The organism is Massilia sp. Leaf139 (assembly GCF_001424165.1).
Taxonomy (GTDB): domain Bacteria; phylum Pseudomonadota; class Gammaproteobacteria; order Burkholderiales; family Burkholderiaceae_D; genus Telluria.
Genome location: NZ_LMOJ01000001.1, coordinates 882,303 through 907,130, shown reverse-complemented (window position 1 = coordinate 907,130; position 24,828 = coordinate 882,303). Strand labels below are relative to the sequence as shown.

Here is a 24,828-nt window from a genome sequence, read left to right as displayed (position 1 = left end):
CCGGTATCGCGAGCCTTGGGAGGCGCGCATGGCAAGACGAACTTTCGATCCAGTAGACGGCTCCACTGCGTCGATGGCCACTGTCGATCACGCCGTCGGTTTCGCGCACGACTGCGGTACGCGGCTCGTCGGGCCGCACGTCGCGCCCCTGCCGCCACGCCTGAGCGAAGGCATCGCCGAGGTCGTGCATGGTCTCGGGTGCGGCCTCGCCGTCAAAGCCCCCCACGGTAAAACGGCGGGACATGCCATGCCGGGCAGCCAGACGACAGCGGCGCTGTCGCACAGCCCGGTTCCCGCGCTGGTGCTGCCGCCTTGCCGCGCCTGACACGACGAGTTGGCCATGCGTTTCAAGACCGTTCTCGTCCATGTGGATCTGTCGCGTCATGCCCCCGTCCGCATCGCGCTCGCCGCCGCCCTTTGCGCGGAGCATGGCGCCCACCTGATCGGCGCTGCCATGACCGGCATTTCGCGCACCGTCTTCCCGCGCGGCTACGACGCGCCCGCCGGCACCCTGCTGGCCAGCTACGTCGATCCGCTGGTTCAGACCGCGCGGCGCGCGCTCGGCGACTTCGAGGACATTGCGGGTCGCCGCGGCGTCTCGCACGAGTCGCGCCTGGTGAGCGACCAGGCGCCCGAGGCGCTGGCCCTGCTGGCGCGCTTCGCCGACTTGGTGGTGGTCAGCCAGGATGATCCCGACGAGAGCCTGGGCTACCTGCCCTCCGCCTCACGCATGCCCGATTTCGTCGTGTTCAACGCGGCGCGCCCTGTGCTGGTGGTACCGCGCGCCGCCACTCAGGGCGCCGGCCCGCGCCGGGTGCTATTGTGCTGGAACGGCAGCCGCGAAGCGGCGGTGGCGCTGGCGTCCGCCGTACCCCTGCTCCAGCGGGCCACCTACGTAGGCCTGGCCGTGTTCACGCACGTCTTCCCGGGCGAAAGCGCCGGCGGTGCGGAACTCGACGATGCACTCGCTTTCCTCAAGCGCCACGCGGTGCGCGCGGAACGGGTGCTGCGCGACCCCGGCCGCGACACCGGCCGCGCCATTCTCGCGCTGGCCGCAGAGCTGGGCTGCGACCTGGTCGTGATGGGGTGCTTCGGCCATTCGCGATTCGAAGAGCTGCTGCTCGGCGGCGCCAGCAGGACTGTCCTGCAGGAGGCGGCGCTGCCCGTGCTGATGGCGCGCTGACCCGCCAGTCTTCCCATACCACAGGAGAACGCGATGACGAACATGAACGCAGCGGTATTCACGGGGCCCGGGCGGATCGTGCTCGGCCGCAAACCGGTGCCGCACGCCGGCCCAGGCGAAGCGATCGTCAAGATCACCATGACCACGATCTGCGGCACAGACATACATATCCTCAAGGGCGAGTATCCCGTTGCCGACGGCCTGACGGTCGGGCACGAGCCGGTCGGCACGATCGCGGAGCTGGGGGCCGGGGTGACCGGCTATACCATCGGACAGCGTGTGGTCGCCGGCGCGATCAGCCCCTGCGGCCAGTGCTTTTCCTGCCTCGACGGCCACCAGGCCCAGTGTGGCGGTCATGCCATCGGCGGCTGGCGCTTCGGCAATACCATCGACGGCTGCCAGGCCGAGTATGTCCGGGTGCCCTTCGCCATGGCCAACCTGGCGCCGATTCCGGACGGCCTCACCGACGAGCAGGTACTGATGTGCCCGGACATCCTGAGTACCGGCTTCGGCGGCGCCGAGAGCGGCGGCATTCGGATCGGCGACACGGTGGCGGTGTTCGCCCAGGGGCCGATCGGCCTGTGCGCGACCGCCGGCGCACGCCTGCGCGGCGCTTCGCGCATTATCGCCATCGACAAGGTGCCGGAACGGCTGGCCATGGCGCGGCGCCTCGGCGCCGACCACGTCGTCGACTACAGCGAGCGCGATCCGGTCGAGGAAATCATGCGTCTCACGGACGGCCTGGGCGCCGACGTGGCCATCGAGGCGCTCGGTACCCAGCAGACGTTCGAGAGCTGCCTGCGCTGCCTGCGCCCCGGCGGCACCCTGTCCAGCCTCGGCGTGTATTCGGGCAAGCTGACCATGCCGGTGGACGCCTTCTCCGCCGGCCTCGGCGACCACCGCATCGTGACGACGCTGTGCCCGGGCGGCAAGGAGCGCATGCGGCGCCTGATGAACATCGTCGCTTCCGGGCGGCTCGACCTGCAGCCGCTGGTGACGCATCGGTTCCCCCTGGAGCAGATCGAGGCAGCCTACGAACTTTTCGCCAACGGGCGCGACGGCGTCCTGAAGGTGGCCATCGTTCCCTGAGAGGCGCCCGTCGCCGAGAAAGGATTGTCATGTACAAAACCATCGTTGTCCACGCCGACGACAGTCCCGCCATGGAGGCGCGCCTGCGCGCCGCGGCTTCGCTCGCCGACGCCCACGGTGCGCACTTGGTCGGTGCCGCCACGACCGGCGTGTCCTGGGCCAACTGGGCCATGCTGACGAGCGCGATGCCGGTCATGCCGGGCGACGATTTCGACGTGCTGCGGGCGCAGGGCCGGAAAAGCCTGGAGCGCTTCAGCGAAGGTGCGCGCCGGCTCGGGGTGGCCTCGTTCGAGGAGCGCTTGGTCGAGGACGAAAGCGGCAGGGCCCTGCTGCTGCAGTCGCGCTACGCCGACCTGGTCGTCGTCGGCCAGCTTGGCGCCGGCACCTCCACGGTCAGCGGCTTGCCCCAGTACCTTGCGCTGCACGGCCCGCGGCCGGTGCTGGCCGTGCCGGATGCTTACGCCGGCGCGCCGCTGACCGACAGCATCGTGGTCGGCTGGGACGGCAGCGTGCCCGCGCTTCGCGCGATCGCCAGCGCACTGCCGCTGCTGGCCCGCGCCCGCAGCGTCCGGCTGGCGCTGATCAATCCGGAACGCGAGACGGGCTTGCATGGCGATGAACCGGGGGCTGACATGGCGCTCTACCTGGCGCGCCACGGCGTCCCGGTCGAGGTGCTCGTCGAGCGCACCGAATGGCCGGCCGGCGAGGCCCTGCTGCGCCTCGCCTACGATCACGATGCCGGACTGCTGGTCAGCGGCGCCTTCGGCCACAGCCGCTACCGCGAGATCGTGCTGGGCGGCGTGACGCGCGTCCTGCTCGAACGCGCCCCGCTTCCCGTCCTGTTCGCCCACTGAAGGATCGAATATGAACCAGCCAGGATTTCCGACCGCCGCCCAGCGCGAACGCGACGCCAGCGCCTGGCAAGGTACGCATCACCATTATCCTGAGGCCGCGGTCGAGCACGCGGCGGCCGACCTGGCGCTCAATGCCTGGATCGGCCGCTTCACGGGGCATGTGTCGCCGGCGGCACTGGCGCTTGCCTGGCTCGACTGGAGCAGCCACCTGCTGCTCTCGCCTGACAAGCAGGCCGAGCTGGCGACGCATGCCGTCTCCGCCGCCTGGCGCTGGCTGGAGTATTGCGGCGGCGCCCTGGCAGCCAGCCCGACTAATCTTGCCGGTCCGGTGGCGCCGCTGGCCCAGGACAAGCGCTTCGTCGATCCTGCCTGGGAACACTGGCCCTGGAATGCGCTGAGCCAAGCTTTCCTGCTGCAGCAGCAATGGTGGCACCGCGCCACCAACAGCGTGCGCGGCGTCTCGCAGCACCACGCCGACGTGGTCACGTTTGTCACGCGCCAGTTGCTCGACGGCGTGGCGCCATCGAACTTCGTGGCAACCAATCCGGTCATTCAGCAAGCCACGCTCGAACGACACGGCATGAACCTGGTAGCCGGCGTGGCCCACGCAGCCCAGGACGCCTGGCGCGCCGCAAGCGGCCAGGCATCCCTTCCCGGCCTGCTTCCCGGGCGCGAGGTGGCGACAACGCCTGGCAAGATCGTGCTGCGCAACCGCCTGGCCGAACTGCTGCGCTACGATCCGGTCACGCCGCAGGTGCATACGACGCCGCTCCTGATCGTGCCGGCCTGGATCATGAAGTACTACATCCTCGACCTCTCGCCGCACAATTCGCTGGTGCGCTACCTGGTCGGGCAGGGGCATACCGTGTACGTCATCTCGTGGAAGAACCCGGGATCGGCCGAGCGCGACCTGGGCCTGGACGATTACCGCCGGCTCGGCATCATGGCCGCCTTAGACGCGATCGTACGCGAGACCGGGGCGCCCCGGGTGAACGCCTGCGGCTACTGCCTGGGCGGTACGCTGCTGGCGATTGCGGCCGCCGCGATGGCGCGCGACCATGACCGGCGCCTCGCGAGCCTGACCCTGCTCGCAGCCCAGGTCGACTTCACCGAGCCTGGTGAACTGTCGCTGTTCATTGATGAGAGCGAAGTGAGTTTTCTCGAAGCCACCATGTGGAGCCAGGGCTACCTCGACACCCGCCAGATGGCCGGTGCCTTCCAGCTGCTACGCTCGAACGACCTGATCTGGTCGCGCCAGGTGCGCCACTACCTGCTCGACGTGCCGGAGCGCCAGACCGACCTGATGTCCTGGAACGCCGACGCCACCCGCATGCCCTACCGCATGCATTCCGAATACCTGCGCCGGCTGTTCCTGGACAACGACCTGGCCAGCGCGCGCCTGATGGTCGACGGCAGGCCCGTGGCCCTGCCCGATATCGCGGCCCCGATCTTCGCGGTCGGCACCCGTACCGACCACGTCGCGCCCTGGCGCTCGGTGTACAAGGTCGGGCTACTCACCGATGCCGAAGTCAGCTTCCTGCTCACCTCGGGCGGTCATAACGCCGGCGTCGTCGCGCCACCGGGCGAGGCCGGCCGTAGCTACCAGATGGCAACCCAGGCGCCAGATGCACCCTACATTGATCCCGAGCGCTGGCAGCACGAAACGCCGGTGGTCGAGGGCAGCTGGTGGCCGGCCTGGGAAGCCTGGCTGGCGCACCATGCGGGGCCGCTTGTGGCGCCACCTGCGCCGGTGCAAGGCGGCGAGAGCGCGCCAGGCCGCTATGTGATGGAGGCTTAACCCTTCAGCGCGCCGCGGCCCCCAGCTGGCGCATGTGCGCGCACCAGCGTTCGACGCGCTGCGGCGTCAGCGCGCCCGCCCCGCCGACCAGGCTCGTACGCACCGGCCCGATGCCGGCGAAGCCGAGGATATTGCGCTGCAGGGCCTTCAGGCTGTGCGCACGGTAAAACACGCGGTACACCGCGGCGGGCATGCCCATGGTCACGATCACGCGCGCACTGCGCCCGCCCAGCAGGCCCGCGTGGAGGGGATTGCGCGCATCGGGCGCAATCGCGAAGCCCGGCCGCGCCACCTGCTCGAGAAAGCCTTTCAGCATCGCCGGCATGTCGCCCAGCCACAGCGGGTAGACCAGCACCAGGTGGTTCGCATGCGCGATTGCGCCCTGCGCCGCTTCCAGTTCATGCGGCACCGGGCCGTGCTGCCAGTCTTCCGCGCTGCGCAGCAGGGGGAAGTCGATGCGCGCAGGCTCGATCGTTTCGACCGCGTGGCCCGCGCCGCGCGCGCCGTCAGCATAGGCCTGCGCCAGCACGTGGCACAGGTGCCGCGCGTGGCAGTCGGGATGGCCCTGCACGATCAGGATGCGCCGGCTCATCGCGCCGCCCGTTCCGGGTCGAGGACGCAGCGCAAACCTACCGCGCCGTCGCCGTCCGGCTGGATCGTAAAGCCATGATGCCGCGCCAGCGCCTGCATGCCCAGGTTCTCCGCCAGCGCGACGCCGGTGATCTCGCGCAGACCACGCGCGCGGCAGTAATCGACCAGCGCCGCCATCAGGAGCGTGCCCAGGCCCTTGCCCTGCAGGTCAGAACGAACCACGATCGCGAATTCGCCCGCGACGTTGTCGGGATCCGTCACGACCCGCACCACCCCGAGCGTCTCGCGGCCATCCGCGGTCGGGCGCGTCAGGATGAAGGCCATCTCGCGCGCGTAGTCGATCTGGGTGAAGCGCGCCAGCTGGGCGTCAGACAGCTCGCGCGCACTGCCGAACATCCGGAAATGCACGTCCTGCGGTGTCAGGGCGCGGAAGAAGGCCTGGTGCGCCGGCGCGTCTTCCGGGCGGATCGGGCGCAGGGTCAGCACGCCGAGGCCGGTATCGACCTGGCGCTCGAGCGCATCCGGGTAAGGCAGGATCGCCAGCCGCGCCAGCGGATCGGCCCCTGCGCCGGTGTCAGTGGACAGCGCCAGCCGCATGCGGGCGTCAAGAGCGAGCACGCCGGCGCTGTCTGCCAGCAGCGGATTGATGTCGAGTTCGCACAGCTCGGGCAGGTCGGCCGCCATCTGGCCGACCCGCACCAGCACGTCGCAGACGGCGTCGAGGTCGGCCGGCGGCGTGTCGCGAAAGCCCGCCAGCAGGCGCGCCACGCGGGTGCGCGAGACCATGTCGCGCGCCAGCACCCGGTTCAGCGGCGGCAGCCCGACCGCCTGGTCGGCATTCGCTTCCACCGCCACCCCGCCCTGGCCGAACAGGACGACCGGACCGAACACCGGATCGACCGAGAGGCCGACGATCAGTTCCAGCGCATGCGGGCGCCGCGCCATCGCCTGAACCGTAAAGCCGAACAGGCGCGCTTCCGGGCGCAGGGCCTGCACACGTTCGCGTATCTGCGCCAGTGCCGCCGACAGGGCCGCGGCGTCGCCGATATCGAGCACCACCCCGCCGACGTCCGACTTGTGGGGAAGGTCGGGCGAGACGATCTTCAGCGCGACCGGGTAGCCGATCCGCGTTGCCGCCGCCAGCGCCTCGACTTCGTCCGGAACCACTTCGGTGACGACCGAAGGGATGCCGTAGCAGGTCAGGATTTGCTTGGCGCCGGCCTCGCCCACGGCTGCGCAGCCGGCCGCGAGCAGGCGCGCCACCTGGGCGCGTGCGCCGGCCCGGTCGGGCGGAGCGAGGCGCCCGGCGGCAGGGGCCTGCATCAGCAACGCCTGGTTGCGGCCGTAATCGACCAGTTGCATCAGGGCGCGCACCGCTTCCTCGGGCGTGTCGAACACCGGCAGGCCGGCGTCCAGGCACAGCCGGCGCGCCTCGGCCACGCTGGCGCCGCCCAGCCAGCAGCACAGCACCGGTTTCGCCGCCGTACGCAGCAGCGGCAGCAGCACCCGCGCGACCTCGGCCGCCGGCACGATCGCGGTCGGCGCATGGATCAGCAGCACGGCGTCGGCATCGGGTGCGGCCAGCAGCACCTCCAGCGCATGGCGGTAGCGTGCCGCCGGCGCGTCGCCGACGATGTCGACCGGATTGGCGCGCGGCCAGTTCGCCGGCAAGCCTTCGTCCAGCCGTGCCAGGGTGGCCTCTCCCAGGCGCGCCAGGGTACCGTGGGCGTCGGCCAGGGCGTCGGTCGCCATCACGCCGGGGCCGCCGCCGTTGGTCAGGATGGCCAGCCGGCCGGTGCCCGGACGCAACCGGTGCGCCAGCATCGCGGTGGCGTCGAACAGTTCGGCCGTGGTATGCACGCGCAGCATGCCGGCGCGGCGCAGGGCGGCGTCGACCACCAGGTCGGCCCCGGCCAGCGCGCCGGTATGGCTGAAGGCCGCGCGCGCCGCTTCCGGCGCCCTGCCCGCTTTCACGATCACCGTCGGCTTGGCGCGCGCCGCGCCGCGCGCGGCCGACATGAACTTGCGCGCCTGGCGGATCGTCTCCGCGTACACCAGGATCGCGTCGGTGCCCGGGTCGCCAGCGAGGTAGTCGAGCAGGTCGCCGAGGTCGACGTCGGTGCCGTCGCCCAGCGAAATGAAGGAAGAAAAACCGATGCGGCGTTCGCGCGCCCAGTCCAGTACGGCCGTCACCAGCGCGCCGGATTGGGCGACAAAGGCGAGGCGTCCAGGCAGCGCCGCGGCCGGCGCGAAACTGGCGTTCAGCCCGATCCCAGGAACCAGCAAGCCTACGCAATTCGGGCCGAGGACGCGCAGCAGCCAGGGCCGCGCCGCATCGAGCATGGCCTGGCGCAGGCTCGTGCCGTCCGGCCCCGGGGCCTCGAGCCCGGCGCTGAGCACGACCACGGCGCGGCAGCCGCGGGCTCCCAGCTGCCCGATGATGCGGGGCACCGTGATCGCCGGCGTGCACACGACCGCCAGCGCCGGCGCGCGCGGCAGGCGCGATACATCGGAAAACACCTCCATCCCGAGCAGCTTGCGGTACTTCGGATTGACCGGCCACACCGGGCCCTCGAAGCCGCCGCTGACCAGATTGGCGAGCACCGTGGATCCAACGCTGCCAGGTCGCGCAGAGGCACCGACCAGCGCTACGGAATCGGGTTTAAAGAAGCGGCTCAGGTTGCGGACGCTCATCGGGTTCTCCTGCGCGTGAACAAGGTGACCAAGTGCGAGCTTAACTCCGCAGCACGACAAAGAACGGGCCGCTATTTGACTTGCATCAAACGCACACACAATGGGCGGGCCAGGTGCGGCGCAGAAGAGCATCTCTCGCCCCGCGTACATGAATCGCTCCCTTCCGGCGTTTACGTAGCACCATACTCCGCACATTAGCAAATGCCATCGGCATGTGAGCATGGCAATGGGGCGTTGCGCCAGTGCGCTGCCTGGCAGCAGGCCTGTGTGGCCTCCGCGTGGGGTTCGGCCAGGTGAAACATGGTTCGATCCATTGACCGCACTAATTCAACGCGCGCGGTGTGGCAAATCCGGAAATATCGTCAGAACAACGCCCCCTGCGGGCTGGTAAGGCGCGCAAAACTGTCGCCGACAAAAGGCAGGATGCCGTCGGCGACGGGTTCCAGTTGCTTCGTCAGGTAGTGTTCATAGTCGATCGGCGAGCGCTTCCCTTCCGTCCAGGCTTCCATCGGTTGGGGCCCGGCCGTCGTCATCAGGTAGCGAATCCAGCCGCCGTTGCGGTATTGCGCGCCCCGGCCGCGGGCGATATGGAAATCGTCGGCGATGCGGGCGGCGCGCACGTGGGGCGGCACGTTGCGCTCATAGTCCTGGAGCGGCCGGCGCAGGCGCTTGCGGTAGACGAGCAGGTCGTCGAAGTCCCCGCGCAGGGTGCACGCCACGTAGTCGCGCACGTAATCCTCGTAGGGTTCGCGCCGGAAAATGCGGCCGTACAGGCCCTGCTGGAACTGCTGCGCCAGCGGCGTCCAGTCGGTGCGCACCGTCTCCAGGCCCTTGTACACGATTTCCTCGCCACCGCCGGGTGTGCCGGCCAGGCCGGCATAGCGCTTCTTGCTGCCTTCGTCGGAGCCGCGCACGGTCGGCATCAGGAAGCGCCGGAAATGAGTATCGTACTCAAGCTCGAGCGCACTCTCGAGTCCGAGCTCTTCGCGCAGGTGCTTGCGCCACCAGCCATTGACGTGCTCGACCAGTTCGTTCCCGATGCGCAGCGCGTCAATGTCGGCGTGGGCGCCGCCGAGCCATACGAACGTGGAGTCCGTGTCGCCGTAGATGACCTGGTAGCCGCGCGCCTCGATCAGCTCGCGGGTGCGGTGCATGATCTCGTGGCCGCGCATGGTGATCGAGGACGCCAGCCGCGCGTCAAAAAATCGGCAGCCGGTCGTCCCGAGCACGCCGTACATGGCGTTCATGATGATCTTCAGCGCCTGCGACAGCGGCTGGTTGCCGGCGCGCTTGGCCGCCTCCCGCCCCTCCCACACGCGCGTGACGATGCCGGGCAGGCAGTGCCGGGTGCGCGAGAAGCGCGCGCCGCGAAAGCCCGGCACGGTGTCGGGCTCAAGCTCCTCCAGGCCCGCGACCAGTCCCACCGGATCGATCAGGAAGGTGCGGATGATCGACGGGTACAGGCTTTTGTAGTCGAGTACCAGCACCGAATCGTAGAGGCCCGAGCGCGAATCCATGACGAAGCCGCCCGGGCTGTCGGCACCGGGCACGTCGCCGATGTTGGGCGCCACCCTGCCCAGGCGGTGCATGAGCGGAATGTACGCGTGCTCGAACGCGGCGACCGATCCGCCGCTGCGGTCGGCCGCCAGGCCCGTGACGCTGGCGCGCTCCAGCAGGAAGGCCATCAGGTCGGTCTTCTCGAAAATACGGGTGACCAGTTCGCAGTCCTTCAGGTTGTAGCGCGCCAGGGCCGGTTTGTCCTGCGCGAACATGCGGTCGATGGAGGCCATGCGGTCGTAGGGATTGTCGATCGCTTTGCCCTCGCCCAGCAGGCTTTGCGCCACATTCTCCAGGCTGAACGAAGGAAAGCTCCAGGTGGCCGAACGCAGCGCCTCGATGCCGTCGATGACGAGCCGTCCCGGGAGGCACGCAAAATAGCGCGAATCACGGTCCGTGCCACGCTCCCCGCCGGCCTTGGCATTGGCATTCGCGTTGATCCGCCACTCCATCGACGCACCGCCGCGGCCGATGCGCAGGGGATGCCCTAGGCGCTCGGCGTGCTCTTGTAACACGCGCAGGTCGAACCCGATCACGCTCCAGCCGATGATGGCGTCCGGATCGTGGCGTGTCATCCACGCTTCGAGCTTCTCCAGCAAGGCCAGGCGGCTGTCGCAATACTCCAGCTCGAAGTCGAGGCCCGTCGGATCGCCGTTCGGCGGCCCCAGCATGTACACCTGGCGCTGGCCGCAGCCTTCCAGGCCGATCGAGCGCAGCTCGCCATGCATGGTGGTCTCGATGTCGAGCGAGACGGTGCGCAGCCGTGGGCGGTAACCAGGCGCCGGTTTCATGTGCGCGGCCAGCAGCAGTGCCGGGTCGCCAGGGGCCGGCGTCCCCGTGAACGCCACCGGCGCCGTGATGAAGCGCTCCATCAGGTAGCGCTCGGGCGGACGAATGTCCGCCTCGTAGACGTCGACCCCATGCTCACGCAGGCGCTTCTCCAGCCGCAACAGATGGCGGTAGTGGCGGCAGTACAGTCCAAGTACAGGACGCCCGCGGAAGTCGCACAAGGCCAGCGGGCGCAGTTCGACACCACGTTCCCGCTGCAACAAACTTCTTGCCGCCGCTTCCTGCTCGGCCGGGACGAAGGCGACCGCCTCCGCCGCCGGCAGGCGCAGGCGGCATGGGCCGTCGTCGGTGGCGAGCCAGAGCTCGACCTCGACGCCGCCGTTACCATCGTCGCCTTGGTTGCCGCCGTGGTCGCCGCCGTGGCCGCCGATATCGCGCCAGTGGCGCGTCAGCAGGAAGCCCGTCCTCGCTGTGTCACTCATGAATGCTTATGTGGTGCGATGCGACCCATCGGGCAAAGGCGGCAGTTTATCAAATCCCTCGGAACGTCTGACAAAACTGCGAAACCGCTTTCTGCAACCCTGCGTCCCAGAAGCTTTTTCCTGCAGAGGTTCGCCGATCGCGAAACCCAACAAAGCTGCCCGCTCATGGCCTGCTGCCGAACTGAACAATAAAAAAGCCCCTGATATCAGGGGCTTCGGTCTGCACTATTGCCTGAACTTGCCAGTCATTGCCGAGCCATTCATTATTCCCACTCGATCGTCGCCGGCGGCTTCCCCGAAATATCATACACAACGCGATTAATCCCACGCACCTCGTTGATGATCCGGTTCGACACCTTCCCCAGCAGCGAATGCGGCAAATGCGCCCACTGCGCCGTCATGAAGTCCAGCGTCTGCACCGCGCGCAGCGCGACCACGTATTCGTAGGTGCGGCCGTCGCCCATCACGCCGACCGATTTCACCGGCAGGAAGACGGCGAAGGCCTGGCTGGTCGCTTCGTACCAGTTCACCGGCGCCTTGCCGGCGTCGATGCCGGCCACCGGCGGCAGTTCGAACGGGGTGTTGCGCAGTTCTTCGATGAAGATGGCGTCGGCTTCGCGCAGCAGGTCGGCGAATTCCTTTTTGACTTCGCCGAGGATGCGCACGCCCAGGCCCGGGCCTGGGAACGGGTGGCGGTAGACCATGTTGTGCGGCAGGCCCAGCGCCACGCCGAGTTTGCGCACTTCGTCCTTGAACAGTTCGCGCAGTGGTTCCAGCAGCTTCAGGTTCAGGGTTTCCGGCAAGCCGCCCACGTTGTGGTGGCTCTTGATGGTCTGGCCTTTCTTGCCCTTGCCTGCCGACTCGATCACGTCCGGGTAGATCGTGCCCTGGGCCAACCATTTGGCGTTGGTCAGCTTGCCGGCTTCGACCTGGAAGACTTCGACGAATTCGCGGCCGATGATCTTGCGCTTCTGTTCCGGGTCGTTCACGCCAGCGAGGTGGCCGAGGAACTGGTCTTCGGCGTCGATGCGCAGCACTTTCACGCCGAGGTTCTTCGAGAACATGTCCATCACCATCTTGCCCTCATCCTTGCGCAGCAGGCCGTGGTCGACGAAGACGCAGGTCAGCTGGTCGCCGATGGCGCGGTGGATCAGGGCGGCGGCGACGCTCGAATCGACGCCGCCGGACAGGCCGAGGATGACTTCATCGGTGCCGACCTGCGCGCGGATCTTTTCGACGGCTTCGCCGATATAGTCCGGCATGTTCCAATCGGATTTGCAGCCGCAGATCTCGTGCACGAAGCGGCCGATGATGGCTTCGCCCTGGGTGGTGTGCGTGACTTCCGGGTGGAACTGCAGGGCGTAGAAGCGGCGTTCCTCGTCGGCCATGGCGGCGACCGGGCAGCTGTCGGTGGAGCCCATCAGCTTGAAGCCTTCCGGCATTTCCAGCACCTTGTCGCCGTGGCTCATCCAGACCTTCAGCATGCCGTGGCCCTCGCTTGTCACGAAGTCGTTGATGCCATTCAGCAGCTTGGTGTGGCCGCGCGCGCGGACTTCGGCGTAGCCGAATTCGCGTACCTTGCCGTTTTCGACCTTGCCGCCGAGCTGGGCGGCCATGGTTTGCATGCCGTAGCAGATGCCAAGCACGGGCACGCCGAGTTCGAAGGCGGCTTGCGGGGCGCGTGGGGAGTCGCCTTCCAGGGTCGAGTTGTGGCTGCCGGAGAGGATGACGCCGGAGGCGCCGTAGTTGCGCACGAAGTCGTCGCCGATGTCGTAGGGGAAGACCTCGGAGAAGACGCCGGCGTCGCGGACGCGGCGGGCGATGAGTTGGGTGACTTGGGAGCCGAAGTCGAGGATCAGGATTTTGGAGTGCATGTGGCCGATATAAAGAAGTAATTCAGATTCAGGGCAGCGCGTGGCGTCGCGTAAGATCGGACGGTGCGAACGCGTGGGCACGGGTGCCCGGTGAAGCCGTCGGTGAAGCCATTGGCCTCACCGACCCCGTACGGTGCGCAGCCGATCCAGGCGAGCCCGGACGGCGGCGGAAGCATATAAAGAAAGCGGCCACGAAGGGCCGCTTTCCACGCATTATTCCGAACGGTAGTTCGGCGCTTCCTTGGTGATCTGGACGTCGTGGACGTGCGACTCGCGCATGCCCGCCGAGGTGATCTCGACGAATTCCGCCTTTTCGCGCAGTTCGTCGATCGTCGCGCAGCCGCAGTAGCCCATCGACTGGCGCACGCCGCCGACCAGCTGATAGATGATCGCGAGCACGCTGCCCTTGTAGGCGACGCGGCCTTCGATGCCTTCCGGGACGAATTTTTCGACCTTGGCCGACGCTTCCTGGAAGTAGCGGTCGGCCGAGCCTTCGGCCATCGCGCCCAGGGAGCCCATGCCGCGGTAGGACTTGTAGCTGCGGCCCTGGTAGAGGATGACTTCGCCCGGCGCTTCTTCGGTGCCAGCGAACATCGAACCCATCATGACGGTCGATGCGCCCGCGGCCAGTGCCTTGGAGATGTCGCCCGAGAAGCGGATGCCGCCGTCGGCGATACAGGGCACGCCCGTGCCTTCGAGGGCTTCGGCCACGTTCGAGATCGCGGTAATCTGCGGCACACCGACGCCGGCGACGATACGGGTGGTGCAGATCGAGCCGGGGCCGATGCCAACCTTGACCGCATCCGCGCCATGCTCGACCAGCGCTTTCGCAGCGGCCGCGGTGGCAATGTTGCCGCCGATGACGTCCACGTGCGGATAGGTCTGCTTGATCCATTTCACCGCGTTCAGGATGCCCTGCGAGTGGCCGTGGGCGGTGTCGACCACCAGCACGTCGACGCCGGCGGCGACCAGAAGCTCGACGCGTTCCTTGTCCTTCTCGCCCACGCCGACCGCCGCACCCACTAACAGCTTGCCCTGCGCATCTTTCGATGCAAACGGGTGCTCGTGCGACTTCATAATGTCTTTCACGGTGATCAGGCCGCGTAGCTCGAAGGCGTCGTTGACGACCAGCACGCGCTCGAGGCGGTGCTTGTTCATCAGGCGCTTGGCCTCTTCGGTATTCGCTTCCTCATTGACGTACACGAGTTTCTCGCGCGGCGTCATCTTGGTGCGGGTTTCGGCGTCGAGGTCTTCTTCGAAGCGCAAGTCGCGGTTGGTGATGATGCCGACCACCTGCTTGCCTTCGACGACCGGGAAGCCGGAGAAGCCGTGCTGGTGCTGGAGGGCGATGACGTCGCGGATCTTCATCGTCGGCGGGACGGTGATAGGATCGCGCAGGACGCCCGCTTCGAAACGCTTGACGCGCGCTACTTCCCGGGCCTGGTCGGCCGGGCGCAGGTTCTTGTGGACGATGCCGATGCCGCCTTCCTGCGCCATCGCGATCGCCAGGCGGGCCTCGGTCACGGTGTCCATCGCGGCCGAGAGCAGCGGGATGTTGAGCGTGATGTTGCGAGTCAGCTTGGTGCGAAGGGAGGTGTCGGCCGGAAGAACATTGGAGTAGGCCGGGACGAGCAGCACATCATCGAACGTGAGTGCTTTTTGAAGTAGACGCATAGCATTTTCCTATAGGCGCAAAAGCGAATTATACAGAATGCAGCGAAAGTCGTCGCACGTTGCCTAAAAATGACCCTGTTTCAGCCGTTCTATCGCCGTTCCACAGCCGTTCATTGACAGCCACGGTGAATCGTGAGGAAATCATGAATCGTGTCCACAGGAAATATTTGCCCATGTCTTCCCCGCATCTCCGGCACCTGGCCGGCGCCCTCCTGCTCTGCTGCGCCGGCTTTGCGCAGGCCCAGTTCGTCTGGATCGGCCCGAACGGCAACCGCGTCTATTCCGACCAGCCGCCGCCGCCCGGCACGCCGGCTTCGAAGATCCTGAAGGCGCCCGGCCGCCCTGCCCCGGCGCAAGAAGCACCGGAATCAGCGGCAGCGCAAGAAGCCGACGCGCCCGCCAAGCCGAAGCCGGGCGCGACGCTGGCCGAACGCGAAGCCGACTACCGCAAGCGCACCAAGGCGCGCGAGGAAACCGACGCCAAAGCCCAGGCCGAAGCGAAACGCATGGCGGCACGCGCCGAACATTGCGAGGGTGTGCGCAAGAATGCGCGCCTGTATCAATCGGGCATCCGCATTGCCGACATCGGCCCGGACGGCCAGCGCCGCTTCCTGAGCGAGGCCGAACGCGCGGCCGCCGCCGAGCGCAATGCGCAACAGCTGGGCGAGTGCCGCTAGCATGCGCAACACTCAGCCGCGCTGCGCACTCGCTGAGCTGCGCGGCGGCATGGGCGCGCTGACCACGCGGTTGCGGCCGTCGGCCTTGGCCGCGTACAAGGCAGCGTCCGCCCTTTCCATCATCCCTGCCAGCGTTTCATCCGGCGCCAGCGTGGCGACGCCGATGCTGACGGTATAGGCGATCGGCAGCGTCGCCGGCCCCAGCGGCAGCGACCGGTCGAGCGCGGTGCGCAGGCGCGCCGCCACCTCCAATGCCGTCTGCCCATTCGCGTCGGGCAGCAGCACGGCAAACTCCTCGCCGCCCAGGCGTCCGCAATAATCGATCTTGCGGATCACTTCCTGCGCGTGCGTCACGATGTCGCGCAGCACACGGTCGCCGCTGGCATGGCCGTGGGTGTCGTTGATGCGCTTGAAATTGTCGGCGTCGAAGACCAGCAGCGACAGGCTGCTGCCTTTGCGTGCGGCGCGCGCGTGCTCGTGCTCGGCGAAGGTGAAGAAGGCGCGGCGCGACCAGGCGCCGGTCAGGTGGTCGTGGTCGGCGGCGTAGGCGGTGTCGTGCAGCACGCGGGCGTTGGCCATCATCACCGCGCCCAGGGTCAGGGCCGGCAGCGCCAGCGCGCCGACGGCGAAAAAGGCGAGGTTCACCGGCGCCGGATCGAGAAAACCGATGGGCGTGCCCACCTGCAGGCCGTAGAACAAGCCGCGCGCCGCGTGCACCGAACCGAGCACGAAGGCGGTGCGCCGGGTGAACAGGAACGCGTAGCGCAGGCGCGGCTCCTGCACCGGCATGATCGTGCGTCCGATGGCGACGTAGACCGAGGCATGGAAGATCGACACCAGCACTGAGCGCAGCGGCAGCGAATCGACGCCGAAATGGAAGAAGCTCAGGCCGGCCATGACGGCCAGCATGCCTCCGACCAGGGGCTTTATCGGCACCGGCAGGCCCAGATGGCGGCGGAAACCGGCCAGCATCAGGGCGACGGAACCGAGGAAGAGCGCGTTGGCCAGCTCGATCGAGAGCAGGTCGGGCACCACGCCGCGCGCGGCAAACAGCAACAGCGACAGCACGGCGGCGGCATTGGCCTGGCCCCATTCGCGGATGCCCTCGAGCTTGCTGTGACGCAGCGAGGCCAGCACGAACAGCATCACCGCCGACAGGGCGGTCGTCACCAGCAGGAGACTCAGGGCACTCAGCATCGTACCTCGGCAGACAAGAGAACAGAGCAAACAGCGGCGACGCCGCACGGAGCTCTCAAGCCGGGTCGATCCTGGCGCCCGCCAGGATAATGCAATGCGGATGAAAGCGCGCCATCTTAGCAAAGATTGACGCGCACCACACACTCGGTTAGAACGCCGTCACTACAAGCAATGTCTTATTGAGCCGGCTTCGACGCAACGGCTTCTTTCTTGGCAGCGCGCTTGCGGCGCGAATCCTTGGGGTCGGCCACCAGCGCGCGGTAGATTTCGATGCGGTCGCGCGCGCGCAGCACGGTGTCGAGCGTCTTTTTCTTGGCGTAGATGCCGACCGGCTGGGTGACCAGATTAATCTCCGGAAATTCCGTGAGCACGCCGCTGGCTTCGATCGCCTGGCCGATGGTCGTACCCTCCTCCACCTCGAGCGCGCGCAGGAATTCCTGGCGCGGCGTGGCGTAGCTGACGACGACGGCCAAACGCTCAACCATAGACGACCTCGGCGCGCTTGCAGAAGGAATCGACCATGCTGTTGGCAATCATGCCGAAGACCGGGCCGACCAGCTGCTCCAGGATGATGCTGGAGAACTCGTAGTGCATGTCGAAGTCGATCTTGCAGGCGTCCGCACGCAGGGCCTTGAAGTTCCAGGTGCCTTCCAACATCTTGAAGGGGCCGTCGACCAGATGCATCTTCATCTGCGTCGGGCGCAGGTTGTGGTTCGAGGTGGTGAAGCTCTGCTTGACGCCGTGGAAGTTGATGCCGAGGCTGGCCACGAGCTTGTCCTCGCTGCGCTCGATCAGCTTGACGCCGTTGCACCAGGGGAGGAACTTTGGATAATCTTCCACTTTCGCCACCAGATCGAACATCTGTTCAGCGCTATAGCCCAAGAAAACTGATTTGTGCACTACTGCCATTGGTCAACCGTTTGTTATGATGTTGGACAAGTTGCAATTTGCGCCTTGTGGTTTTGAAAACCCAGGCGCGATAGCTGTAGTTTAACCGACCCGCGGATTTTCGCTATTTCATGAGCATCGCTGACAACAAAAAAGCATTTTTCGACTACTTCATCGAGGACCGTTACGAGGCGGGCCTGGTGCTCGAGGGCTGGGAAGTCAAGGCCATCCGCGAAGGACGCGTCAACATCAAGGAGGCGTACGTGGTCGTGCGCGGCGACGAGCTGTTCCTGTTCGGCTGCCACGTGAGCGCGCTCACCACCGCCTCCTCCTTCAGCCACCCCGAGGCGCTGCGCACCCGTAAGCTCCTCCTGCACCGCGCCGAGATCGACAAGCTGCGCGGCAAGGTCGAGCGTTCGGGCTATACGCTGGTGCCCTTGAACCTGCATTACAAGGGCGGACGCGTGAAGTGCGAAGTGGGCCTTGCCAAGGGCAAGAAGCAGCACGACAAGCGCGCCACGGAGAAGGATCGCGACGCCAAGCGCGAAGTGCAGGCAGCGATGAAGACCAACAAGCGTTGACCGGTGCGCGCCGTCGTCATGGCGGCGCGGTATGCAATAGGGTCAGGCCGTGTAAGGTAGGGCGGGCATGCCCGCGAGTGATCGCCCGCGACCGTAACGCGTGGGCTCGGTGAGCCCACCGTACAGTGCACAGCCGATATCAGTGAAGATGATGTTGGCGGTCGAGTAACGTAGGGTGGGCTCCCCGAGCCCACGCGTAACCGCCGAGCAGCCACCTGCCTCAAGCCAGCTTACTGGCCCGCCACGCCCCAAAACTCAGCACCAGCCCCACGCCGACGCCGCACGCCAGCTTGAACGCGCTGTCGAACAGAATCGGCGCCACCAGCCCCGATACCAGGGCGAATGACATCATCTGGATAAACCCCAGCATCGACGAGGCCAACCCGCGGTTGTCCGGGAACAGCTCCAGCGCATTCATCTGGATCGCCGGCATCGCCACCGCGAGACCGAAGGTATAGATCGCCAGCGGCAGCACCGCCCAGGGAATCGCAGCCGGGAAGACGGCGTTGTAGCCGATGTTGAAGGCGACGGCGACCGCCATGGTGCCGAAGCCGATCCATTTCAGGCGGCCCGGCGCCATGTGCGCGGCGCGCTTGCCGCCCCAGGCCGAGCCGAGCACCATGCCGCCGATCAGCGGGATGAACATCCAGGCAAAGGCGGTTTCCGGCAGGCCCAGGATCACCATCACGAAGTTCGCCGCCGAGCCGATATAGAGCGAGAGGCCACCGAAGGCCATGCCCACCGACAGCGAGAGCAGCAGGAATTGCGGATGGCGCAGCACCTTCAGGTAGTTGCGCGCGATCGTGCCGGGATGGAAGTCCTGGCGCTTCTCGACCGGCAGGCTCTCCGGCAGCAGGCGCAGGGTCATGGCGATCAGCAGCAGGCCGAAGGCGGCCAGGAAGACGAAGGTCGAACGCCAGCCGAAATGCACGTGCAGCCAGCCGCCGACGATGGGCGCGATGGCCGGCGCCAGGCCGAACACCATCATAATGTGCGACATCATCTTCTGCGCCTCGGCGCCCTTCAGCCGATCCTGCACGATGGCCTGGCCGATCACCGAGCCGGCGCCGGCCGACAGGCCCTGCAGCGCGCGGCAGGCCAGCAGCCAGCCGAAGGTGGGCGCAAACGCAGCGCCGACCGAGCCGATCGTGTAGAGCACGAGGGCGACGAGGATCACGCGGCGCCGGCCGAAGGAGTCCGACAGGGTGCCGTAGAACAGCATCATGAAGGCGAAGGTAAACAGGAAGACGGAGAGCGTCTGCTGCACGGCGACCGGCCCCACACCGAAGTCGCGGCCGATGGCCGGCATCGAGGGCAGATAGGTATCGATCGCAAGGGCGCCGGCCATGCCGAGGCAGGCCAGGACGACGGTGAGGGTTCTGTACATCGGGGACTTTCGGTGAAACGCCCGCTGCAAGGGGCGGCGGGCAAGGCCGGAATTGTACAGAGATTTGCGTGGGGCGATCGGGAGCCGGGCCGTTTTGCCTCCCGCGACACGATACGAAAATCGCCGTATCGAGCCGAATCGCGAGTCATGCCGCCTGCATCTGCCTTTTCCCGAACCGAGACAGTTTCGTGATGCCCGCGCTTAGTTCCCTTGTGCCCGCTTGCACCGCTACTAGACTGAAGATGTCCGCCAGCGCCAGCGTGCCATGGCGGCCCATTCTTGCGAAGGAACCATCATGCGCCCGCTTCCCCTCCTGCTTTCCGCTTTACTGCTGCCCTGCGTCGCCTTTGCGCAGACCGATTCCAGCGCCCTGCCCGACCCGGTCTCGACCGTGCAGGTGACGGCCCCCGTCAAGACGATGCGGATCCAGCCCGACCAGGCCAAGGATCTGATCGGCTCGTACGCCATGTCCAATGGCTGGACCATGAAAGTGCGCCCGAGCTCGCGCTTCATCGACGCGGCCATCGACGAGCGGCAGCCGATCCGGCTGGTGCAGGTGGCGCCCTACCGCTTCGTCTCCAGCGACGGCAACGTCACCATGAATTTCAAGGAAGGCGATGGCGAGGACATGACGATGAGTTATGTGCCGGATCGGCGCCTGGCACAGGTCGTCGTCGTCCGGGCGCGCATGGCGCAGCGCTGATTCCTCTAGGGTCAATCGCGCAGCGACATCCCGAAGCGCTCGAAGCGCGGCGCCCAGTTGCCCAGCGTATCGGCCGAGACCAGCACCCGCTCGGCGCGGCCGATCAGCAGGTTGCGCGGCACGAAGCCGTAGTAGCGCGAATCGATGCTGTTGTCGCGGTTATCGCCCAGCATCATGTACTGGCCGGGCGGCACCGTCACCGGGCCGAAGTCGCGCAGCGGCGTGTCGATGCGCGGGATCAGCTGGACGCGGCGGGTGCGGCCGTCGCTATGTTCGACCAGGCGCAGCGCCGGCACCTGGGCGGCGCCGAGCGGCTCGGTCACCTGCTGCACGCTGTCGTAACGGGCGGGCTGGCCGTTGATGACGAGGACTTCGTCGCGCATCTCGACCACGTCGCCCGGCAGCGCGATCAGGCGCTTGATCAGGCGCGTGCCATCGCGCGGCGAGCTGAAGGTGACGACGTCGCCGCGCTGCGGCTCGCCGGTCTCGGTAATCACGTGGTCGGTGAGCGGCACCTTGACATTGAAGGCAAGACGATTGACGAAGACGACGTCGCCTTCGAGCAGGTTGGGCCGCATCGAGGCCGAGGGAATCGGGTTCCAGTCCGCGACGGCCGTGCGGAACACGCCGAACAGCAGCATGAACAGAATAAAACCCTTGTTTGCGCGGATGAAGCCCTTCATTGCAGTCTCCCGATGATTGTGGTTGGTGTGACCACGTTTATACGGGGCAATCCTTTAGGGAGACTTAAGCTTCAGGCAACTTAAGTCTGGCCTCAGCGAGTCCTCGGGTCACCCTTGCGCAGGCTGTGCCAGCCTCCAACGGCGACCGGCACGCCCAGCGCGAAAGCGGACACGATGTCCCAGATCCCGTCGCCCAGCAAGGCGCTGACCAGGCCGATGGAAGTGAGCACGCCGAGCAGGATCGGCATGCCCCACAGGTGCAGGAAGCGCTTGTTCATCTTCAATCTCCGGTACGGACGAGGGCCGGCGTGGCCAGCGGTGCGCCACTCTGCGCGACGGCCTGGGCATGGCGCTTGACGGCGCGGCCGCGCTGCACCCACAGGTACAGGCCGCTGCCCAGCACGACGATGGTGGCGATGTCGAGCAGCGCCCACAGGAACTGCATCCAGCCGCCGCCGTAGTCGCCGAAGTGCAGCGGCTGCGAAATCAGGAGCGCCGTCAGGTACCACGGCAGGTCGCGGTGGTCGGTAATGGCGCCGGTCTGGGCGTCGATCAGCACCGGCTTGTACAGGCGCGACGAGAAGGCCTCGTTCCCGCGCATGTAGACGCCGTAGTGATGCGGGCTGGCGAAGGGCGTGCCGGGGAAGGCGACAAAGGCGACCTGCATGCCGGGCGAGGCGCGCTCGGCCAGGCGGACGGCGTCCTCCATCGAGGCGAGTTTGGTCGGCGGCGGCGCGCCGTGGTAAGGCGCGAGCATCTCGGCGATCTCGGTCGCCTGCCAGTACTTCAGCAGCACGTCGGCCCAGGTGTTGACCATGCCGGTCGCGCCGACCACCAGCGCCCACACCAGGGTGACGATGCCGAGCAGGTTGTGCAGATCGAGCCATTTCAGGCGGCTGGTACGGCCGTGGCGCACGGTGCCGAAGTCCTGCTTGCGCATGAAGGGCGCGTACAGCACCACACCGCTGACGATGGCGACCAGCAGCAGCAGGCCCATGAAGCCGAGGAAGAGTTTACCCGGCAGGCCCGCGAACAGATCCACGTGCAGGCGGAACATGGTCGACATGAAGGCGCCGCCCTCGAAGGCCGGCTCGGTGATGACCTTGGCCGTGCGCGCGTCGACGGCGATCGGCTTGTAGTGTTCGTCGGTCGGATGGTCGCCCAGGGTGACGTTCCAGATATTCGGCTCGTCCGCCTCTTGCGACATGTACATCATGATCTTGTTCGGATACAGGGCGCGGCCGGCGGCGATGACCTCGTCCAGGTTGGCGCGGCCAACCTTCGGATCGACGGCGGGCGCCTCCACGTCGTTGCCCAGCAGGTGGCCGATCTCGTGGTGATAGATCAGCGGCAGGCCGGTCAGGCATAGCAGGAGCATGAAGACGGTGCAGACCAGGCTGCTCCATTTGTGGATCCAGCTCCAACGGCGTAGGGATTGCGAGGACATGGGTGTGATGGTAGATGCTGAGCCCAGATAATAATGGTTCTCATTTACAGCCGCAAGCTTTGCGCGCATAATAATGATACCTATTCTCATCTAGTAATTATTTAGTCAAGAAAAATATCGCCCCATGAACCAGCCCCGCTTCAGCCCGACCTTTGCCCTCACTCCCCTCGCCTTCGGCGCCGCTCTCCTGGTTGCTGCGCAAGCCAACGCCCAGACCACCGCGCCGGAAACGCCCGAGCAGCCGATCCAGACCGTCGTCGTGACCGCCTCCGCCGACGCCTCGGCCCAGGGCCTGCCCAAGGATTACGCCGGCGGCCAGGTCGCGCGCGGCGGCCGCCTCGGCCTGCTCGGCAATGTCGACTTCATGGACGCGCCTTTCAACACCACCAATTTCACCCACGCCCTGATCCAGGATCAGCAGGCGCGCAGCGTGGCCGACGTCGTGCAGAACGACCCGTCGGTGCGGGTGGCGCGCGGCTTCGGCAACTACCAGGAGCTGTACGTGATCCGCGGCTTCGCCGTCAACTCGGACGACCTGGCCTATAACGGTTTATATGGTTTGCTGCCGCGCCAGTTCGTCGCCTCCGAACTGCTCGAGCGCGTGGAAGTGTTCCGCGGCGCGAACAGCTTCGTCAACGGCGCCGCGCCGGGCAACGGCGGGATCGGCGGCATGATCAACCTGCTGCCCAAACGCGCGCCGAACAAGCCGCTGAACCAGGTCACGCTCGGCGTCGAAAGCGGCGGCCAGGCCTATGCCGCCGCGGACGTGGCGCGTCGCTTCGGGCCCGAAGGCCGCGCCGGCCTGCGCATCAATGCCGTGCGCCGCGACGGCGAAACGGCGATCGAGGGCGAAGAGCGCGAACTGGGCGTGTTCTCGATCGGGGCCGACTACCGCGGCCGCGACTTCCGTGTCTCCGCCGACGCCGGCTACCAGAACCACAAGCTGATGAACGCGCGCCCGAGCGTGACCGTCAACGCCGGCCTGCCGATCATCGCAGCGCCCGACGCCGACAGCAACTGGGCCCAGCCCTGGACGGAATCGAAGGAACGCGACGTCTTCGGCACCCTGCGCGCGGAGGTCGACCTGCCGGGCGGCGCGGTGGCATGGGCCGCGCTGGGCGCGCGCAAGGGCAACGAATCGAACGTGCTGTCTTCGGCCACCGTCACGGCCCTCGACGGCGGCGCCGTCATGACCCGCTTCGACAACGTGCGCGTCGACCGCGTGCGCACCGGCGAGATCGGCGCGCGCACCGAACTGCGCACCGGGCTTGTGAAGCACAATGTCGCGGCCACGGTGTCGGCCAACTACAACGAGCAGTACAACGCCTATGCGATGAGCGATTTCGCCGGCTTCGCGACCAACATCTACCGTCCGATCGTCAGCGCCGCGCCCTCGAACACCTTCTTCACCGGCGGTAACCTGGCCAACCCGGTACGGATCCAGCGCACCATCCTCAGCAGCGCTGCGATCGCCGACACCCTCGCCTTCGCGGACGATAAAGTGCTGCTCACGCTCGGCCTGCGCCACCAGCGTATCCGCGACGCCGCCTTCGCCTACGGCACCGGCGCGCCGACCCCCGACTACGACTCCACGGCGAACACGCCGGTAATCGGCCTGGTCTACAAGCCGATCCCGGGCCTGTCGCTGTACGCGAACTATATCGAAGCGCTGCAAAAGGGTGTGGTCGCCAGCAACGGCGGCTTCGGCCCGCGCCTGAACAACCAGGGCGCCGTGTTCGCGCCCTATGTCTCGCGCCAGAAGGAAGTCGGTGTGAAGGTCGATGCCGGCAAGTTCGGCGCCAGCGCAGCCCTGTTCACGACCGGCCAGCCGCAAACCTATGTGTCGAACAATACCTTCGGCCTGTTCGGCGAGCAGCGCAACCGCGGGCTAGAACTGTCGGTCTTCGGCATGCCGGCCAAGGGCCTGCGCCTGCTGGGCGGCGCCACCCTGCTGGAAACCCAGCAACGCCGCACCAATGGCGGCCTGACCGACGGCCGCGAAGCCATCGGCGTGCCGGAAATCCAGCTGAACCTGGGCGCCGACTGGGACGTGCCGGGCGTGCCGGGCCTGGCCCTGAACGCGCGCGCGGTGCACACCGGCACCCAGTTCGCCGACGCCGCCAACCTGCAGAAGCTGCCGTCCTGGAACCGCCTCGACATCGGCGCGACCTGGGCCACGCGCCTGCTGGAGCGCGACGTGACGCTGCGCGCGCGCATCGATAACGTCGCGGACAAGAATTATTGGGCGTCGTCGGGTGGGTATCCGAACTTCGGGTATCTGGTGGCGGGTGCGCCCCGGACGATCACGGTGTCGGGGTCGGTGGATTTTTGAGCGACGTGTGATGGTGCGGGAGCCGGAGCGGATCAAGCGACCTAACGCGTGGGCTCGGGGAGCCCGGTGAACCCGTCATGGAGGCCATTGGCCTCCATGACCCCGTACCTTATGCCACGGTCTCGATTTTTACCGCGACGGTTGTGCACCACGCGTTCAAACAGCCGCATCAACGCGGCTCGACGTCATCCGTCAACGCCGCTAATGCGATCCGCCCCCCCGTTTTCGGATACGACGGGTGCGGATTATTGGCAAACGCCGGAACCGATCACGCGAAGAACGCGGGCATGCCCGCCCTACGGTACACAGCTGTCTCGACAAGAATCGAGACCGTTCCATAACGTAGGG

The 24,828-nt window shown here is 67.0% G+C and carries 21 protein-coding genes; 9 read left to right on the top strand and 12 right to left on the bottom strand.

All coding sequences use genetic code 11. The features are described from left to right. The first annotated feature begins 28 nt into the window (after positions 1–28). From ASF77_RS04040 to ASF77_RS04020, 5 genes are read left to right on the top strand one after another with little or no spacing between them, the layout of a single operon-like run. On the top strand, positions 29–325 hold the full coding sequence (locus ASF77_RS04040; RefSeq protein ID WP_156648715.1) for a hypothetical protein: 297 nt from the start codon (positions 29–31) through the stop codon (positions 323–325). A 15-nt stretch (positions 326–340) separates the two neighbouring features. Further along, positions 341–1,183, top strand: a complete 843-nt coding sequence (locus tag ASF77_RS04035; protein WP_056334729.1) for a universal stress protein — start codon at positions 341–343, stop codon at positions 1,181–1,183. Between the two features lie 33 nt (positions 1,184–1,216). Continuing rightward, complete coding sequence (locus ASF77_RS04030; protein WP_056334726.1) at positions 1,217–2,272, top strand: NAD(P)-dependent alcohol dehydrogenase; 1,056 nt, start codon at positions 1,217–1,219, stop codon at positions 2,270–2,272. A 29-nt stretch (positions 2,273–2,301) separates the two neighbouring features. Then, complete coding sequence (locus ASF77_RS04025; RefSeq protein WP_056334723.1) at positions 2,302–3,126, top strand: universal stress protein; 825 nt, start codon at positions 2,302–2,304, stop codon at positions 3,124–3,126. 10 nt (positions 3,127–3,136) lie between these two features. Further along, positions 3,137–4,924, top strand: coding sequence for an alpha/beta hydrolase (locus ASF77_RS04020; protein ID WP_056334720.1), 1,788 nt, complete (start codon positions 3,137–3,139; stop codon positions 4,922–4,924). Positions 4,925–4,928: 4 nt separating this feature from the next. Here ASF77_RS04020 and ASF77_RS04015 read toward each other — a convergent pair whose 3' ends face one another. The 5 genes from ASF77_RS04015 to guaB form a co-directional block, all read right to left on the bottom strand. Next, positions 4,929–5,516, bottom strand: coding sequence for an NAD(P)H-dependent oxidoreductase (locus tag ASF77_RS04015; protein WP_056334716.1), 588 nt, complete (start codon positions 5,514–5,516; stop codon positions 4,929–4,931). Beyond that, positions 5,513–8,209, bottom strand: coding sequence for a bifunctional acetate--CoA ligase family protein/GNAT family N-acetyltransferase (locus tag ASF77_RS04010; RefSeq protein ID WP_056334713.1), 2,697 nt, complete (start codon positions 8,207–8,209; stop codon positions 5,513–5,515). Before ASF77_RS04010 ends, ASF77_RS04015 begins: the two co-directional genes overlap by 4 nt. Before the next feature lie 362 nt (positions 8,210–8,571). Then, positions 8,572–11,037: a DNA polymerase II gene (locus ASF77_RS04005; protein WP_082493536.1), complete on the bottom strand. Its 2,466-nt coding sequence runs from the start codon at positions 11,035–11,037 to the stop codon at positions 8,572–8,574. Positions 11,038–11,300: 263 nt separating this feature from the next. Next, positions 11,301–12,911, bottom strand: a complete 1,611-nt coding sequence (guaA, locus tag ASF77_RS04000) for a glutamine-hydrolyzing GMP synthase (protein WP_056334710.1) — start codon at positions 12,909–12,911, stop codon at positions 11,301–11,303. Positions 12,912–13,124: 213 nt separating this feature from the next. Next, positions 13,125–14,585 (bottom strand): IMP dehydrogenase, encoded by a 1,461-nt coding sequence (gene guaB / locus ASF77_RS03995; protein WP_056334701.1) that lies wholly within the window; start codon positions 14,583–14,585, stop codon positions 13,125–13,127. 173 nt (positions 14,586–14,758) lie between these two features. Here guaB and ASF77_RS03990 point away from each other — a divergent pair, with 173 nt between their 5' ends. Further along, the gene (locus tag ASF77_RS03990; protein WP_229445224.1) at positions 14,759–15,262 is read left to right on the top strand and encodes a DUF4124 domain-containing protein; all 504 of its coding nucleotides are present in this window, start codon (positions 14,759–14,761) and stop codon (positions 15,260–15,262) included. Positions 15,263–15,274: 12 nt separating this feature from the next. Here ASF77_RS03990 and ASF77_RS03985 read toward each other — a convergent pair whose 3' ends face one another. From ASF77_RS03985 to ASF77_RS03975, 3 genes are all read right to left on the bottom strand, one after another. Continuing rightward, on the bottom strand, positions 15,275–16,459 hold the full coding sequence (locus ASF77_RS03985) for a GGDEF domain-containing protein (RefSeq protein WP_056334693.1): 1,185 nt from the start codon (positions 16,457–16,459) through the stop codon (positions 15,275–15,277). A gap of 176 nt (positions 16,460–16,635) precedes the next feature. Continuing rightward, entirely contained in the window at positions 16,636–16,944 is a 309-nt protein-coding gene (locus ASF77_RS03980) for an RnfH family protein (protein ID WP_200934124.1), read from the bottom strand. After that, on the bottom strand, positions 16,937–17,368 hold the full coding sequence (locus ASF77_RS03975; RefSeq protein ID WP_056334689.1) for a type II toxin-antitoxin system RatA family toxin: 432 nt from the start codon (positions 17,366–17,368) through the stop codon (positions 16,937–16,939). Before ASF77_RS03975 ends, ASF77_RS03980 begins: the two co-directional genes overlap by 8 nt. Before the next feature lie 110 nt (positions 17,369–17,478). Here ASF77_RS03975 and smpB point away from each other — a divergent pair, with 110 nt between their 5' ends. Next, on the top strand, positions 17,479–17,928 hold the full coding sequence (gene smpB / locus ASF77_RS03970; protein WP_056334686.1) for an SsrA-binding protein SmpB: 450 nt from the start codon (positions 17,479–17,481) through the stop codon (positions 17,926–17,928). Between the two features lie 220 nt (positions 17,929–18,148). Here the strand turns inward: smpB and ASF77_RS03965 are convergent, their stop codons facing one another. Beyond that, positions 18,149–19,315: a multidrug effflux MFS transporter gene (locus ASF77_RS03965; protein WP_056334682.1), complete on the bottom strand. Its 1,167-nt coding sequence runs from the start codon at positions 19,313–19,315 to the stop codon at positions 18,149–18,151. Between the two features lie 295 nt (positions 19,316–19,610). On the opposite strand from ASF77_RS03965, the gene ASF77_RS03960 reads away from it, so the two are divergent. Next, complete coding sequence (locus ASF77_RS03960) at positions 19,611–20,018, top strand: hypothetical protein (protein WP_056334676.1); 408 nt, start codon at positions 19,611–19,613, stop codon at positions 20,016–20,018. An 11-nt stretch (positions 20,019–20,029) separates the two neighbouring features. Here the strand turns inward: ASF77_RS03960 and lepB are convergent, their stop codons facing one another. From lepB to ASF77_RS03945, 3 genes are all read right to left on the bottom strand, one after another. After that, a complete protein-coding gene (gene lepB / locus ASF77_RS03955) occupies positions 20,030–20,701 on the bottom strand; it encodes a signal peptidase I (protein ID WP_056334674.1) in 672 nt (223 codons plus the stop codon). 92 nt (positions 20,702–20,793) lie between these two features. Then, on the bottom strand, positions 20,794–20,979 hold the full coding sequence (locus tag ASF77_RS03950; RefSeq protein WP_056334670.1) for a hypothetical protein: 186 nt from the start codon (positions 20,977–20,979) through the stop codon (positions 20,794–20,796). A 2-nt stretch (positions 20,980–20,981) separates the two neighbouring features. Beyond that, positions 20,982–22,148, bottom strand: coding sequence for a PepSY domain-containing protein (locus tag ASF77_RS03945; RefSeq protein WP_056334667.1), 1,167 nt, complete (start codon positions 22,146–22,148; stop codon positions 20,982–20,984). 124 nt (positions 22,149–22,272) lie between these two features. Here ASF77_RS03945 and ASF77_RS03940 point away from each other — a divergent pair, with 124 nt between their 5' ends. Continuing rightward, positions 22,273–24,480 carry a TonB-dependent siderophore receptor gene (locus ASF77_RS03940; protein WP_056334664.1) on the top strand — a complete coding sequence of 736 codons (2,208 nt, stop codon included), beginning with the start codon at positions 22,273–22,275 and terminating at the stop codon, positions 24,478–24,480. Positions 24,481–24,828 lie beyond the last annotated feature (348 nt).

Excerpts from the sequence above, each read along its gene's own strand:
- ASF77_RS04040 (WP_156648715.1), top strand. The coding sequence starts at position 29 with ATGGCAAGACGAACTTTCGATCCAGTAGACGGCTCCACTGCGTCGATG.
- ASF77_RS04035 (WP_056334729.1), top strand. The coding sequence starts at position 341 with ATGCGTTTCAAGACCGTTCTCGTCCATGTGGATCTGTCGCGTCATGCC.
- ASF77_RS04030 (WP_056334726.1), top strand. The coding sequence starts at position 1,217 with ATGACGAACATGAACGCAGCGGTATTCACGGGGCCCGGGCGGATCGTG.
- ASF77_RS04025 (WP_056334723.1), top strand. The coding sequence starts at position 2,302 with ATGTACAAAACCATCGTTGTCCACGCCGACGACAGTCCCGCCATGGAG.
- ASF77_RS04020 (WP_056334720.1), top strand. The coding sequence starts at position 3,137 with ATGAACCAGCCAGGATTTCCGACCGCCGCCCAGCGCGAACGCGACGCC.
- ASF77_RS04015 (WP_056334716.1), bottom strand. The coding sequence starts at position 5,516 with ATGAGCCGGCGCATCCTGATCGTGCAGGGCCATCCCGACTGCCACGCG.
- ASF77_RS04010 (WP_056334713.1), bottom strand. The coding sequence starts at position 8,209 with ATGAGCGTCCGCAACCTGAGCCGCTTCTTTAAACCCGATTCCGTAGCG.
- ASF77_RS04005 (WP_082493536.1), bottom strand. The coding sequence starts at position 11,037 with ATGAGTGACACAGCGAGGACGGGCTTCCTGCTGACGCGCCACTGGCGC.
- guaA (WP_056334710.1), bottom strand. The coding sequence starts at position 12,911 with ATGCACTCCAAAATCCTGATCCTCGACTTCGGCTCCCAAGTCACCCAA.
- guaB (WP_056334701.1), bottom strand. The coding sequence starts at position 14,585 with ATGCGTCTACTTCAAAAAGCACTCACGTTCGATGATGTGCTGCTCGTC.
- ASF77_RS03990 (WP_229445224.1), top strand. The coding sequence starts at position 14,759 with ATGTCTTCCCCGCATCTCCGGCACCTGGCCGGCGCCCTCCTGCTCTGC.
- ASF77_RS03985 (WP_056334693.1), bottom strand. The coding sequence starts at position 16,459 with ATGCTGAGTGCCCTGAGTCTCCTGCTGGTGACGACCGCCCTGTCGGCG.
- ASF77_RS03980 (WP_200934124.1), bottom strand. The coding sequence starts at position 16,944 with ATGGTTGAGCGTTTGGCCGTCGTCGTCAGCTACGCCACGCCGCGCCAG.
- ASF77_RS03975 (WP_056334689.1), bottom strand. The coding sequence starts at position 17,368 with ATGGCAGTAGTGCACAAATCAGTTTTCTTGGGCTATAGCGCTGAACAG.
- smpB (WP_056334686.1), top strand. The coding sequence starts at position 17,479 with ATGAGCATCGCTGACAACAAAAAAGCATTTTTCGACTACTTCATCGAG.
- ASF77_RS03965 (WP_056334682.1), bottom strand. The coding sequence starts at position 19,315 with ATGTACAGAACCCTCACCGTCGTCCTGGCCTGCCTCGGCATGGCCGGC.
- ASF77_RS03960 (WP_056334676.1), top strand. The coding sequence starts at position 19,611 with ATGCGCCCGCTTCCCCTCCTGCTTTCCGCTTTACTGCTGCCCTGCGTC.
- lepB (WP_056334674.1), bottom strand. The coding sequence starts at position 20,701 with ATGAAGGGCTTCATCCGCGCAAACAAGGGTTTTATTCTGTTCATGCTG.
- ASF77_RS03950 (WP_056334670.1), bottom strand. The coding sequence starts at position 20,979 with ATGAACAAGCGCTTCCTGCACCTGTGGGGCATGCCGATCCTGCTCGGC.
- ASF77_RS03945 (WP_056334667.1), bottom strand. The coding sequence starts at position 22,148 with ATGTCCTCGCAATCCCTACGCCGTTGGAGCTGGATCCACAAATGGAGC.
- ASF77_RS03940 (WP_056334664.1), top strand. The coding sequence starts at position 22,273 with ATGAACCAGCCCCGCTTCAGCCCGACCTTTGCCCTCACTCCCCTCGCC.